Below are 13,954 nucleotides of genomic sequence, written 5' to 3' on the forward strand. Positions count from 1 at the left end.
TCACAACCAGCCGTGCTGGCTGAGCACATCAATCATCGCGTGCGCGGCTTGCTCTAAAGCGGCGGCTTCAATCGCCCCAATGCAGCCGACGCGGAAGGTTTCCACTTCGGTGAGTTTGCCCGGATACAGCAAAAAGCCGCGTTCGCGCATCGCTTGATAAAACGTCGCAAAACGGTAGTCGGGATGCGCTGGCGCATTGAAAGTCATGATGATCGGCGCTTGTAGTTCAGGCCGTAAAAACAGGCGCAAACCCGCGGCTTGCAAGCGGCCAATCAACACCGCGGCATTGGCCTGATAGCGTGCCAGCCGCGCCGGGCGGCCGCCTTCTGCCAAATATTGATCCAGCGCGGCGCGTAAAGCGGCGACCACATGGGTTGGCGGCGTAAAGCGCCATTGGCCAGTGCGCTGCAGATAGTCGTATTGATCGGCTAAATCCAGCGCCAGCGAGTTTGAATTGCCTTTGGCCAGCGCAATCGCAGCGCGCTTGGCCAGCACAAAACCCATTCCCGGCACGCCTTCTAGACATTTACCCGAGGCGGCAATTACCGCAGTGATCGGCTGGCGTTGCAGATCAATATCGAGTGCGCCAAACGATGACATCGCATCGACGATCAAATCCCTCCCCAGCTCGGCCACCGTTTGCGCGATGGCATCGAGCGGGTTCAGTAAGCCGGTGGCCGTTTCGCAATGAATCACGCCAACATGACTAATGCTGTCGTCGGCGCTCAACGCTGCGCGCACGGCGTTCGGGTCAACGGGCGTGCCATCCGGCCAGCGCAGTACGCTGACTTTTCGATGCATCGTGCTAACAATTTTGGCCATGCGCTCGCCATACGCACCATTGGCCAGCACCAGCATATGCCCGTCGCGCGGCAGCAAAGTACCAATCGCCGCTTCAACCGCAAACGTGCCCGAGCCTTGCAGCGGAATGCAGCAGTGGCTGTCGCCGCCATGGGCAATTACGAGCAGATCGGCGCAGACGCTAGCGGTAAGCGCATTAAAATCGCCATCCCACGAGCCCCAATCTTTCAGCATCGCGGTACGGGTGGCCAGGCTCGTGGTCAATGGGCCGGGTGTTAATAGTAGTGGAGCTTGTAACATATCAACCTCATACATCTAGATGAATTTTTAATACCTTAAAAAGCGCATTGCTGCGCTTGATAAGGGGTATTGCCATCGGGAACATATCAATACTGGCTTGCAAACATATACATCACAAGGTATTAATCACGCCAGCGCTGGCTCTTGCGCTGTAGTAGCCAACTCAATACCGCAAAAATGGCGCAGGCAAGCGCCGAGCTGGCGACAATCAGGCTGGCCATCGCTGCGGCTGCAGCAGTATCACCAGCGTCGTCCATATTCAGTACCGAGACCGAAGCGAGCATCGTGTCGGGGGTATAGATAAACACCACCGCCGACACCGTGGTCATCGTGCCAACAAAGAAATAGCGCGCGATATCGAGCACTGCAGGCAGGCACACCGGCAAAGTCACGCGCCATGCGGTGAGCCAGAATGGTACTTTGAGTGAAGCGGCCACCGCTTCAAACTCGCGATCGAGCTGCTTGAGCGCCGTGACGGCGGTTAAATGCGCGGTGGTATAAAAATGCGCAATCGAGCACAGCACCAGAATCGCCTGCGTGCCGTACACGCCATGCAGCGGATTGGACGGATGGTTAAAGAAAAACACATAGCCCAGGCCCAAAACCAAGCCGGGCACCGCCATGGGCAACATCGCCAGCAAATGCAAAGCCTGTCGCCACGGCTGAGCCGCTGCCACTTTTTCAGTCAACCACGCGCCAACAAACACCAGCAGCGTGCCAAACACGGCGGTGCCCAGCGACATCAGCAAGCTGTTATAAAACGCCCCCCAGCCGCCGCCATCAACGTCGTCAAAATTGAAGTGATTGAGCGAGAATTGCATTTGATACGGCCACAGCTTGATAAACGCCGCGGCCACGGCCATCGCCAAAATGGACAGCAAAGCGCCGCTGACTAGCGTGCAAAATAGCAAGGCCAGGCCATCGCGCAGCGGCTGGCGCTGCACCACCAAAGGCTGCGCGCGCGCGCCAAGCATGGCCTGTTGTTTGCGCTGCGCCAGATGATCGAGCACAAATGACAGTAATGCAGGTATCAACAGCAGCACGCCAATCACCGCGCCACGGCTAAAGTTTTGCTGGCCAATCACCTGCTTGTAGGCTTCTAGCGCCAGCACATTAAATTGCCCGCCGATCACTTTGGCCGCGCCAAAATCAATCACCACCAGCGTAAATACCACCACCGCAGCCGAGAGCAAGCCGTAACGCACGCTAGGCAGTGTGACAGTTAGCCATTGGCGGATTTTGCCCGCGCCCAATACCGTAGCGGCTTCATACAGCCGCGCATCGGCCACTCGCAACGCGGTGAGCAATATCATCAAGGCATGCGGAAAGGTATAAAACACCTGCGCAATCACAATGCCCCAAAAGCCATAAATACTGCCGTCGGGAAACCATGATTTCAAAATGCCTTGATTGCCAAACAAATACACCAAGGCAATCCCGGGCAATAAGGATGGCGCCAGCAGCGGCAGCAAGGCCAGCATGCGCATCAGACCTTTGCCCGGCATCGCGGTGCGGCACAAGGCGGCGGCATAGAGATAAGCCAGCGGTAACACAATCAGCGTGGTCACCAAGGCCAGCTGCACGCTATTGAGCGTGCTTTGCAACATGCCCGGCGCAGCCAGACTGGCCGCCATACTCTGCCAGCCCCATTGGCCAGACGCAGGATCAATAAATGCCTGACTTAAAATCGCTACTAGCGGGCCAATCAGCATCATCGCCAAGACCAACACACACAGCCCGGCTAGACCCCAGGCGAAGATTTCACTGCGCGGGCGTTGTTGTGCCGCTTGCATCATTGCTGCGCTCATACCCGTGCCCCACTGCCAAAACTGCGCAAGCGCCCGGGCGGAATCCGCACCGGAATCAATTGGCCATCATCGATGCGCAAATTGGCCATCTCGCGATGCGTGGCCACAATTTGCAACTCGACACCGCCCCATTGCGCCACAGCGACACGCAGCCGGTAGATGCTGCCGATTAATTCACGGTGCAGCAGTTTGCCCAGTGCGGTGTGCGATTCGGGATCCCAGCTGGGCAGCAGCTCGATGTCTTCGGGGCGGATATAAAGCTCGCATGGCTCGCCTGCGCGCAAATTTTGCTCAGGCGCCGTCAGCAAATCGGCCTGACCTAATGTCACGCTGCGCGTACCGCTGGCCGTGGCGCTGAGCCAATTGCAATGCCCCACAAAGTTGGCGACAAAGCGGCTGGCAGGCTGATGGTAGATTTGCTCAGGCGTGCCAATTTGCTCGATCACACCGTGATTCATCACCACAATGCGGTCAGCCATCGTCAGCGCTTCTTCCTGATCGTGCGTCACCATGATGGTGGTCACGTTCAGCCGTTGTTGCAGCGACTTGATCTCGAAGCGCAGGTGTTCACGCACCTGCGCATCGAGCGCTGATAAGGGTTCATCAAGCAATAGCAGACTTGGTGAGGTCGCCAGCGCACGTGCCAGCGCCACACGTTGCTGCTGGCCACCCGAGATTTGCGCTGGGTATTTGCGATCCAGCCCGGGCAGGCCGATTAATTCGAGCAACTCATCAACCCGACGCTGACGGTCTTCCTGCCTGCCTTTCAAGCCATAGGCAATGTTGTCGCGAATATTCAGATTGGGAAACAGCGCATACGACTGAAACACAATGCCATAGTCGCGCTGCGCAGGGCTGGCGCGCGTGATATCGCGGCCCGCTTGCAAAATTTGCCCCTGCTCGCAGCGCTCAAGGCCAGCAATCATGCGCAGCAAAGTGGTTTTGCCGCAGCCCGAAGGGCCCAGCAGGCAAACAAATTCGCCTTTGTTGACGCTCAGGTCGATATTTTTCAGCGCCGTAAAGGCACCAAATGATTTACCCAATTGCCGGATGTCTAACTCTCGATGGTCTAGTTCAGTTTGCATATCACTATTTCACAGTGGGCTCTGCGCTGTGAGTGACACAGCGGCAGCAATAGAGAGGTAATCGGCAAGTGAAGCGGTTGGCAGACCGACTACCTTGGCCTGATCGTCAAAGCGGCGTAGCTGCACGGCGTCAGCGGCATACGGGCGAGCCGCAAATTTGGCCACTTCGGCCTGATTCATCACGCCGCCTTGCAGCTGTAGTGATTGCAATGAGGCGGCCGATAAGCTCGCCAAGTAATCGGCTTCAATCGCACATAAATAGCGCTTGGCTTCCACGTGCAAGGCAATCGGCATCAGTACCGCAGGGCCAAATAGCGGTTTGAGCGCAGTCACTGCAATCGCTTCATGGTGATCATCAATCCCCTGCTCGACATCGTGGTCTTGCTGATTGGCTAATAGATGCCCCAAGTCGTGCAGCAAAGCGGCAGTGATTAAACTCGGGCTGGCACCGGCCAATTGCGCAAAATGTGCGCTTTGCAGCGCATGCTCAAGCTGGCTGATTGCTTCGCCACCATAGAGCTGCACGCCTGCGCTGGCATACCAGCGCCCTAGTTCAGGCAGGGTTTGAATTGTGGGGAACATGCTTTATCCAGACTCGGCCAGCAGGATCGCCAGCCGAGTTGATCAGGTGGGTCGATTACTTTTTAGCTTCTGATTTGCTGTCGTAGCGTTTGGTCCATTCAGCCAGAATGCGGTCGCGATTGCTCGCAGACCAGCGCAGATCCTGCTTGATCAGGCGTTTTTCGTAGTCCGCCGGGATAAAGTTGTTGGGCTTGGCAATGCCGGGCATCGCAACGATGGCGAAGTTTTTTTCATACAGCTCGTTCGCAGATTTGGAAGCCGCCCAATCGGCCAGCTTTTTCGCCGCGTCCAGATTTTTGCTGCCTTTCATAATCGAAGTGGCTTCCAGATCCCAGCCCAAACCTTCTTTCGGGAAGACCAGATCAATTGGCGCGCCTTCGACTTTGAGCTTGGCTGCACGGTATTCAAACGCAATGCCAATCGGGAATTCACCCGCTGCGGCCTGTTTGCAAGGTTTGGAGCCTGAATGGATATATTGCGCGATGTTGTCGTGCAATTTATCCATATACGCCCAGCCTTCTTTCTCGCCGAAAATCTGCAGCCATGCGCTTACATCAAAATAACCCGTACCGCTAGAGGCTGGATTCGGCATGACGATCTTGCCTTTGTATTCGGGTTTGAGCAGATCTTTCCAGCTTTCCGGTTTTTTCAAGCCCAGTTTGGCCGCTTCAACGGTGTTAAAACACACCGTGGCGCCCCACACATCCATACCAACCCATGTTGGCGGATTGCTATCGTCAACGTATTGCTTGCTCAGCTTTTCCACGCCTTTCGGTGCATACGCGTGCAACATGCCTTCTTTTTCAAATACCAGCAGCGAAGAAGCTGCCAGGCCCATCACCACATCCGCTTGCGGATTGCTTTTTTCAGCCAGCAATTTGGCAGTGATAATGCCGGTTGAATCACGCACCCATTTCAATTTAATGCCCGGGTTTTCTTCTTCAAATTTGGCCTGATAGGCCTTGAGCTGATCGGCTTCCAGCGCGGTATAAACCGTCAGCGTGGTATTGGCCAGCGCCAGCGTTGAAGTCAGCAGCGCAGAGAGCGCCAGAGATAGAGCAGTTAGTTTTTTCATTGCGCAGCTTTCCTTGAGGGAGTGGGTTTAAGCGTCACAATTATGTGCATTGCTCCATTACAGCGGCATTACGTCTAGACGAATTTTTAATGTCGCGGCTGCAATCGGCTTGTAGCTTGCCTTGCGTATGCTGCCAAGGTTTGTGCCGGGGTCTGCGCCGGGATTTATTCAACAGGCGATGCAATTTATCAAGGAGAAACCATGCTCACCAGCTGGCTCAGAATCTTTCTGGAAGTCACCCGCCAGGGTGGCGTGATGGCGGCGGCGCGACATTTGCAAATCAGCCAGCCCAGCATCACCAGCCAGTTGCGCAAGCTGGAGGAACACTTTCAGCTGGAATTATTCGAGCGGCGCAATGGCAGGCTGATTCTTACCGACACTGCCGCCAGCCTATTACCCAAAGTTGAGCAATTGCTGCAACAGGAAGCCGATCTGGAATTCGAGCTGCGCCAACACAGCGAGCGCCAGGCCGGGCAATTGCGCATCGGTGCCACGGGTCCGTTTTATCTGCTGCCGCTGCTCGCCCGCCTGCACGCAGCCCAACCGGCACTGCAAGTCGATGTGCAGTTTGGTAATTCGGCCGTGATGCTCGAAGCCCTGCTCAATTATCAGGTCGATCTGGCCGTGACCTCGCAAACGCTGGACGATGCGCGGCTGATGTGTCGCCCGCTGGCCAGCAGCCCGCTGGTCTTACTGGTGCCCAGTAGTGATCCGCTCGCTCACCTCAGCGCAGTGCCTTGCCAGCAGCTGCAGGGCGCGACCCTGCTCACACGCGAGGCTGGCTCGGTCACCCAGCAGGCCGTGGATGCCTTGCTGACCGAGCATCAAATCAGCCTGCAGCGCCGATTGCAGCTGGGTAGCCGCGAAGCGGTGCGCGAAGGGGTAGCACACGGTTTGGGCTGGGCTTTGATGGCCGCCGGTGAAGTGGGCGAACATCCGCGCCTGCGGGCGATTGCACTTAGCGATAGCCAGCATGCCGTGCATGAATATCTGTATTTATTGCGCCAGCGGGCCGAGATGCGCTCGATTCGCAGTTTCTTGCAATTGTTATCGCACAGCGCCGCGACGGGTAAGGCATAAATAAATGCCATCGTAGTTGTACAGTCAGCACTGCGCGTGCTCATCTTTTTTGCCTCAACGTCGTCAGCCAAACCTGATTCCCACTGCACAGAGCAAGACCAAAAAATAACGCCGGGCAATGCCCGGCGTTATTTGCCACGACTCCCCATCAATGCCCACGGCTTCACCGTGGGCGGGAGTACTTACTTGATTTTCACACTGCCAGTCATACTCCATGGCGTCCAGTTCAGACCGCTATCGCGCAAGCGCACGCGGTAGTACCAGGTTTCACCGCTGGCGAGTTGCAGGGCGGCGGGTTTGCTGGCGAAGCGATCATAGCTCGACACATGCGTGCACTGCCCGCCGCGTGAGCCGGTCAGTGTGGTGCAGCTAGCACCTTTGGAGAGTGACCAGCGCTCGAAGGCTTCATTGCCGCCGTCTTGCAGAATCTCACGCGCTTGCAGGGCGTTGGCTAGTGAGAGTTCAGTCATCGACTTACCCGCACGCGTATTGGCAAAGCTCGCTTCGGTGCTACCGGTGTAGAACCAGTTTTCTTTACGCGTCTGGTTGCCCCAGATGTCAAAGGCATCGCTAAAATCCGCATTTTTCGCCAGCTGCCAATGCGCTTCCAGCCCATCTAGCCCTGCTGGTGGCACAAATTGCAGCGTAAGCTCAGCCAGCGCCACCTCGCCCAGATCACGTTGCGGCAAGCTTGGTGGCACCATCAGCGGCTGCTGGGTAATCTGCAGCTGATCAGTCACCGGGAAGGCGGTATTGGTGCCGGTAATCCCGCTGGAGCGGCGCACCATCGCCAAGCTTTGCTGCGGCCCGAAGCGGAAAGTGAGCGTGTTGTAGCCAAATTCATCGCGGGTAATGGTGAAGATATCGAGATCTTTGCCATCACTACCTTGATTGCCGCCCCCTTCCAGCCCACCGCTGGCGCTGGCGGCATTGAGCCACAGGTGTTTGACATCCATCGAATGCCCGCGCGCATAGCTATGCACGTGGCCAAACAGATTGCCAGTGATGGCCTGCGTGCGGCGGCTGTAGTCTTCCAGCTCGGACACAAACTCGCAGGTGGCCATCACTTCGCCATTGCGCCATTTTTCCGACAGACACGGGCCGTGGTTGATGCTGAATACATACGGCTTGGCTTGCTGCTCGGCGCTGGCGATTTGCTGCTTAAACCAATCGAGCTGCGCCACACGGAATTGATCCCAGTACATCGACATCGGCGTCCAGTTGCCATGCGCATGGCGGCCAGAAATCGGCGTGGTATCTAGGCTAATCAGTTTGAGGCCCAGATAGTCGGTACTAAACCAGAAGCCGCGATACAGCGCCGAGCCATTATCCGGCACGCCGGCAAAGTATTTGCGATAGCTTTGCATGGCTTTATTCAGATCAGGCTGCGCCACCTTGGCTGGATTACCCATCTCTTCGGCGAAATACTCGTGATTACCCGGCGCTGGAATAATCGGCACATAGGGGCTCAGTGCCTGCAGGCGGCCAAAGAATTGATTGCGCCACTGATCACGCGAACCGCCACTGGCCACAATATCGCCATGGTGGATAATGCCGGCGATTTTCTCGCTACATTGCACCGGATCGGTACTTTCACATTCGAGCGGAATCACGCCTTTGTTCACGATATCGGTAAAGATCGTGCCACGGCCATCTTGAGTATCGCTAAACAGCACAAACTTGGCCTGCTCGACGCCATCACCGGCTTTGGGCCAGGTTTTGAAGGCATAACGCTGCGAGGTATAGGCTGCCATCCCATCTACACTATGCGTTCGAACGTAATACTCATACAGGGTATTTGATTTTAGCTCGGTGAGCGCCGCGTGCTGCACGGTGGCGTCTTTCGAATGCGGCACCGCGGCAAAGCGGCGGAAGACTTCGCCCGTACCGTACGGCCGCACCCACACTTCGCCTTTCACCTGTGCACTTTCAAACATCACGGTCATCCGATCCGGGCCCGGGCCTTGCAGCGAAGGCGCAATACTGAAGGTCGGCAGGCCAACGCCTGTTGGTGGTTGCTGTGGATCGGGGCTTGGCGTGATCGTCGGCGTGATACTTGGGCTAGGGCTAGCCGATGGCGTAGCGCTCGGCGTTGGGCTAGGCGGCAAAGTGGTCGGCTGCGGTTTCAATGCAGCCAATGGCGCATCCGCTCTGGCGAGGCTTTGCACTTCGGCATCGCTAAGCGAGCGCTGCCATACGGCCAGCTCGTCATATTCCAGCGCAAAGCGCTCGGCCGGATAGCGGCTGTAATAATCACCGCGCGCATCTTCATTGAGCGCCCAGCGATTAAAGCTTGGCAAGATATTCCCCAGCGCCGCGAAATTGAGCTTGATGCGGTTCACAAAACCTTTGTCGTCGGTGGCGGCGGCAGTCAGCACCTTGGCCTGCTCATCGACGGTGAGCGCGATATAGGCCCAGCCTTTGCCTGCGCCCGGCAGATAGCCATCCAGACGCTTGCTGCCATCGCCGATATTGATTTTCAGCCGGCCATCATTATTGCGGCCAATCGAAATACCGGGGTTGAGGCCGGTTTCCCAGTCTTTATTGGCCAGAATGCTGGCGAGCTTATTGCCCATGTCCTCAGGCATGCGCAGCCAGAAGCCGATGGTGTAAGTGCCGCTCAAAGCGCGCGGCAAGAAGAGCGCTGCGCCCTGCTTGGCATCGAGCAACACGCCATTGGCAAAGCGGCCAGTGGCGCGCTGCTGCGGGCCAACCGCTTGCAAGGTGATGCCGGCTACGCTGTCGCTCGCGCCTTGCTCCAGCGGGTAGTAATGCACCAGACCTTGCGTGAGCGAAGCCATCGGCAAGCTGGCTGGGGTGGCGCTCGGTGTTGGCTCTGCGCTTGGTGTAGCGCTGACCACCGGGCTTGGGGTCGGGCTGGGTGATGCTGTTGGTGATGTGGTTGGAGTAATAGCGGGTGTCGGCGCTGCGCTAGGTTCTGGCGTAGCAGTCGCTACTGCGCACGCGCCCAGCTTGCGCCAAGGGCCCCATTCGCCGGATTGGGCGGGTTGATCGCCGCGCGTCCACCATTTGGCTTCATAAATCACCCCTTGCACCTGCACGCGCTGGCCTGCGATATACACCGCTGTGGCTTGCCAGAGCGTGCTGCACTCGCCCGCTGCAGGCGTTTGGGTTGGCGTAGGAGTTAGGCTGGGCTGGCTGGTCGGTTGGCTGCTCGGCGGGACTGTCGGGGAGACTGTCGGCGTCCCAGTGAGAGTTCGCCACAGCACGGGGGTCGCGGCCGGATTCCAGTTCGCGCCCTGAAAGGCCGTATGTGTAACCAGAGAGGTATATTCACGGGAACCATAGCTAACAACGCTTCCAGCAGGATACGTCACACCTTCTTGCCATGGCTCACTGGCAATCGCTTGCCCCGCGCCCAAAGTCAGACAGATTAATTGCGCCAGTAGGGTCGGCGTTTTCAGTTGCTGCATTTTCTCTCTCCATCATCCATGAATTTGAACACCAGTCTGGTGATGGACAGAGATAGTAAAAGCCGACGGTTGCGCCAGAATGTCAACTCACCCCGAACTGCGTGGGTGAGCTATCAGCGATTGAGGGTGTTTTGCAATGCGCAGGCAATTCAGTCCAGCTGCAAAGTATCAAGCTGCCAGACCGAGCGGTCGTAAAAACGCGGCACAGCCTCCGGCGCAAATTTGTCGTAGGGATAGATCACAAAGATCGGGCCTTTGTCGCGTGCAGCCATCGGCTTGCCATTGAGCCGTAGCGCCAGAATCACCTCGTGCTGCAGCGCATCGCTAAACGGGATTTCAACCGCATAATCATTGATCGCAATCGCCTTGATCCTTGTTCCGCTCCCGCCAGCAGCGTTAAGCACATCACGCAGCAAGGGGCCGCGGAAAGTTACTTTGCGTGGATACCATGGCGTGGTGACGGTATGCGATACCTGCGGCAAGGCTTCGAGCATGCGCAAATCAAACTGCGCCAGCTTGCCCTGATTGGGTTTGCTCACTTTGCCCGAGATCGTCAAAATCACCTTGCCAGCCGGTTTGTCCATCGCGCTGGCCGTATTGGCCGCGCCAAGGCCAGCCAGCGCGGCGAGTGCCGCCGTCAGTAGCAGCGCACGGCAGGCGGCTGGCAGTTTTTCCATCGTCGGCGTTTGATTCATCATTATTCAATCCTTGCTTGCGGTAAATTGACTCTTCAATGGGCTGCGGGCATGGCCAGCTGAACCAGCTGCTCGACATCCACCTCATCGAGCTGGGCTGGCGACATAAAACGCTGCGCGTAATCAAACCAGATACGGCTACGCAGGAAATAAACAAACAACTGGGCGTCAATATGCTGGTCTTTGCCCATCAAAGCCATAATGCGCAGCGACTCGGATACGCTCTTGGCCGATTTGTAAGGCCGGTCTGCTGCCGTGAGCGCTTCAAAAATATCCGCAATCGCCATAATCCGGTCGGTCAGCTGCAGCTGCTTGGCGCCAATACGCCGTGGGTAGCCTGTACCATCCATTTTTTCATGGTGATTGGCGGCAATGTCGGGCACCCGCTCCAGATGCGCAGGCCAGGGCAGTTTTTTCAGCATGATCAGCGTTTGCACAATATGGTCGTTGATGGCAAAGCGGTCCTCATCGGTCAAAGTGCCTCGCCGCACGCCCAGATTATGCAATTCGCCCAAGTCTTGCCGGTTGGCAGGCAATTTCATGTCAAAGCCATATACATTTTGCGGATCGCCCCGCTCAACAGGCGGCTTGCGCTCGCCCCAGGCCACCTGATGCTCCGGTTTGTCGGCCAGCACATATTCGCTGGCAGGCAGCTCTGCAGGGGCTGGACGATGACGCGATAGCCGCTGCAGCTCTTCGGCCGATAAACCCAGGCTATCATCAAAGTGGCGTAGCCAGGTTTGCGAGCCGATCTGCTGCAAGCGCGCCAGCGCCTGCTCGGATAAAAATTCCCCGCCCTGATTGCACTGCGCAACAAAAGCAAAATCGGCCTGCAACTGCGCCTGTCTGGCCAGACACGACGCCTGTGCAGCGAGCGCATCGTCCCCTAGCGCAATGGCACGGGCGCAATCGAGCTCGGCATCGCGCCACAGCACTTCAAAGCGCATGCGCACTTCATGAATGCGGTTGTAAATCACCTCAAGTTTGGTGGCTTTATCAACTATGTGCTCAGGGCTGGTGACTTTGCCGCAATCGTGAAGCCAGGCGGCAAGGTAGAAGGCGTAGCGCTCTTCTTCATTGAGGCTGAAGGCGGCGTAGTTGCCGGTGTTTTCGTGAGTCAGCTTATCGGCCAGCATCATCGCCAGCTCGGGCACTCGCTCGCAATGCCCGCCGGTGTACGGGCTTTTGGCATCAATCGCATCGGCCAGCACACGAATCACCGCGTTGAATAATTTCTTTTGCGCCTCGATCAGCTGCCGCGTCTCAATCGCCACCGCCAGCATGCCGCTTAAACGGCTGGCAAATGACATAAATTCGGTAGCGGCATGCTCCTGATCGTCGGGCAAACGCAGTGCCAGCAAGCCTTCCAGCCGCCTGCTGCGGCCCCGCAACTGCAGCATCAGCCGCCCTTCATGCCAGTAGGCATCCTGTGCGGAATCCGATGGCCGATGCGCCAGCGTTTCGGCAAACGAATCGGGCGTGCCGCATTCGGCAGCACGCAGCAGGGAGTCGGAGTCTTGTTGCAGCAGATAGACTGCGGCGGCATCGCAGCGCGTCGCAGTCATGAATTTGCTCAAGACCTGTGCGAGCATGGTTTCAATACGCGGCTCGGCACCGAGCACACGGCTGATCGATAAAAAGGCTTCTATGGTGTTGCTAACATTGTCGATCACCTCACCCAGCGTCTTTACTTCCCTGAGCCGTGGCGGCGGACTTTGCGTGCGACTAAAGTCAAAGCTCATCATCCGCCTTGCCCGCTCGGCAATGTTTTCCATACTTTTACCCATGGCATTACCGGCCAGCCAGCCAAAGGGCAGGAAAAAGACAATCAGGCCAACGGCGATCAGAATCAAACGGTTGCGGCTGCGCTGCAGATCACCCAGCAACTCGTCGGCCGGTGCAGCAACCAGCAGGTGCAGATTACTACCCTCAATCGCGTCAAACGGCAAGGAAACACCCAGCCATTCCTTGCCTTCGATATGGTAGGTCATCGCCTGCCCCCTCTGCGCCGAACCTTCCAGCGAGGATAAGGCTGGCACATCCATTTCTTTGATGTTTTTAAAGCGGATTGTGTCGGTATTGGGCTGCTGCACCAGCACTTTGCTCATATCCTGATAAGCAATCACCAGACCATCGGCATTCAGTAGCGCCAGCTCGGTACCCGGTGTGATATTGAGCCCGCTCAAGCCTTCGGCCAGATCATCCAGCGCCATATCCAGACCAACGATAGTGTCACCATTGCTCGCCAGCTTGGACATGCTGGTGCCAACCTGCCGCGTGGAGAAAAACACATAGGGATTGGATACGACGGTATCTATCGTATCTTTGGCAGCGACGTACCAAGGACGGACGCGCGGATCAAACTGATAATCAGCCATCGGGCGACGCATTTGCAGCTTGTTTTCCGCATCGAAATAGTAAAAAGCCCCTTCCCTGCTGCCATCGGCGCGCTGTGTGACGGTCTGCACCAGAAAGTTGGCTTCGGCGGGCGCCTGAAAGCGCTGGCGAAGCTCGCGACTATCGAGCGGGCGTACCAGCAAAAAATCACCATTGCTGTACGCGACATAGATAGCAGAAACCAGCGGATTGGCCGACAGCTCTTCGGCAAACACGCCGATCCGGCTCAGGCGATCATCCAGCGCCTTGGCCGACACAATCGGATCAAAAGCCAGAATGCGCAAAGTTGCCGCGCCAGGCTCGATCATGCGGCGCGCACGCTCCGAAACAATTTGTCCGGCATCTCTGGCGGTACGGCTGGCCGAATCGAGCAAAATATCGCGTGTTCCCACCCAGCCGATAGAGAGCAGCACGGTGGCAGTGACAATCATCACCAGCATCAGCAGGCAGGACATCACCAGACGAGCAGGCCAGACACGATGAAAGTGGCTCAATTGCGGCTCCTTTGAGCGGTTAACAGTAGAGGGCATTAGCACCCGTTTTTATAGCTTATCTGACACCTAAATTCCCGTATTACCGCAGCACAACCCAGAACTTCAGTAATAAATAGCAAGTTGGCTGTATTTTTTGCACAACCAGCCATCGCTTACAGACTTGAAAACATGAAAAAAATTGTCTGTGATGAAGAACTTAACTT

9 protein-coding genes are annotated in these 13,954 nt (G+C 56.8%); 1 reads left to right on the forward strand and 8 read right to left on the reverse strand.

Going from position 1 to position 13,954, the window contains the following annotated elements; translation table 11 throughout:
- From FLS37_RS09460 to FLS37_RS09480, 5 genes are all read right to left on the reverse strand, one after another.
- Complete coding sequence (locus FLS37_RS09460) at nt 1-1,101, reverse strand: 2-aminoethylphosphonate--pyruvate transaminase (RefSeq protein ID WP_157669650.1); 1,101 nt, start codon at nt 1,099-1,101, stop codon at nt 1-3.
- A gap of 122 nt (nt 1,102-1,223) precedes the next feature.
- On the reverse strand, nt 1,224-2,909 hold the full coding sequence (locus FLS37_RS09465; RefSeq protein WP_157669651.1) for a putative 2-aminoethylphosphonate ABC transporter permease subunit: 1,686 nt from the start codon (nt 2,907-2,909) through the stop codon (nt 1,224-1,226).
- A complete protein-coding gene (locus tag FLS37_RS09470; protein ID WP_157669652.1) occupies nt 2,906-3,994 on the reverse strand; it encodes a putative 2-aminoethylphosphonate ABC transporter ATP-binding protein in 1,089 nt (362 codons plus the stop codon). Before FLS37_RS09470 ends, FLS37_RS09465 begins: the two co-directional genes overlap by 4 nt.
- A gap of 9 nt (nt 3,995-4,003) precedes the next feature.
- Nucleotides 4,004-4,576, reverse strand: a complete 573-nt coding sequence (locus FLS37_RS09475) for a phosphonate degradation HD-domain oxygenase (RefSeq protein ID WP_157669653.1) — start codon at nt 4,574-4,576, stop codon at nt 4,004-4,006.
- A gap of 55 nt (nt 4,577-4,631) precedes the next feature.
- A complete protein-coding gene (locus FLS37_RS09480; RefSeq protein WP_157669654.1) occupies nt 4,632-5,651 on the reverse strand; it encodes a putative 2-aminoethylphosphonate ABC transporter substrate-binding protein in 1,020 nt (339 codons plus the stop codon).
- 201 nt (nt 5,652-5,852) lie between these two features.
- Here FLS37_RS09480 and FLS37_RS09485 point away from each other — a divergent pair, with 201 nt between their 5' ends.
- The gene (locus FLS37_RS09485; RefSeq protein ID WP_157669655.1) at nt 5,853-6,731 is read left to right on the forward strand and encodes a LysR family transcriptional regulator; all 879 of its coding nucleotides are present in this window, start codon (nt 5,853-5,855) and stop codon (nt 6,729-6,731) included.
- A 182-nt stretch (nt 6,732-6,913) separates the two neighbouring features.
- Here the strand turns inward: FLS37_RS09485 and FLS37_RS09490 are convergent, their stop codons facing one another.
- From FLS37_RS09490 to FLS37_RS09500, 3 genes are all read right to left on the reverse strand, one after another.
- Entirely contained in the window at nt 6,914-10,165 is a 3,252-nt protein-coding gene (locus FLS37_RS09490) for a carbohydrate-binding protein (RefSeq protein ID WP_157669656.1), read from the reverse strand.
- Nucleotides 10,166-10,314: 149 nt separating this feature from the next.
- Nucleotides 10,315-10,863, reverse strand: coding sequence for a molybdopterin-dependent oxidoreductase (locus tag FLS37_RS09495; protein WP_198314562.1), 549 nt, complete (start codon nt 10,861-10,863; stop codon nt 10,315-10,317).
- Between the two features lie 32 nt (nt 10,864-10,895).
- A complete protein-coding gene (locus FLS37_RS09500; RefSeq protein ID WP_198314563.1) occupies nt 10,896-13,751 on the reverse strand; it encodes an HD domain-containing phosphohydrolase in 2,856 nt (951 codons plus the stop codon).
- Between the last annotated feature and the right edge of the window lie 203 nt (nt 13,752-13,954).

Source organism: Chitinibacter sp. GC72, from assembly GCF_009760905.1.
Classification (GTDB): Bacteria; Pseudomonadota; Gammaproteobacteria; order Burkholderiales; family Chitinibacteraceae; genus Chitinibacter.

What these genes read in the sequence shown, in the direction of transcription:
- FLS37_RS09485 (WP_157669655.1), top strand. Translation starts at nt 5,853, where the DNA reads ATGCTCACCAGCTGGCTCAGAATCTTTCTGGAAGTCACCCGCCAGGGT.
- FLS37_RS09495 (WP_198314562.1), bottom strand. Translation starts at nt 10,863, where the DNA reads ATGATGAATCAAACGCCGACGATGGAAAAACTGCCAGCCGCCTGCCGT.
- FLS37_RS09475 (WP_157669653.1), bottom strand. Translation starts at nt 4,576, where the DNA reads ATGTTCCCCACAATTCAAACCCTGCCTGAACTAGGGCGCTGGTATGCC.
- FLS37_RS09460 (WP_157669650.1), bottom strand. Translation starts at nt 1,101, where the DNA reads ATGTTACAAGCTCCACTACTATTAACACCCGGCCCATTGACCACGAGC.
- FLS37_RS09490 (WP_157669656.1), bottom strand. Translation starts at nt 10,165, where the DNA reads ATGCAGCAACTGAAAACGCCGACCCTACTGGCGCAATTAATCTGTCTG.
- FLS37_RS09480 (WP_157669654.1), bottom strand. Translation starts at nt 5,651, where the DNA reads ATGAAAAAACTAACTGCTCTATCTCTGGCGCTCTCTGCGCTGCTGACT.
- FLS37_RS09470 (WP_157669652.1), bottom strand. Translation starts at nt 3,994, where the DNA reads ATGCAAACTGAACTAGACCATCGAGAGTTAGACATCCGGCAATTGGGT.
- FLS37_RS09465 (WP_157669651.1), bottom strand. Translation starts at nt 2,909, where the DNA reads ATGAGCGCAGCAATGATGCAAGCGGCACAACAACGCCCGCGCAGTGAA.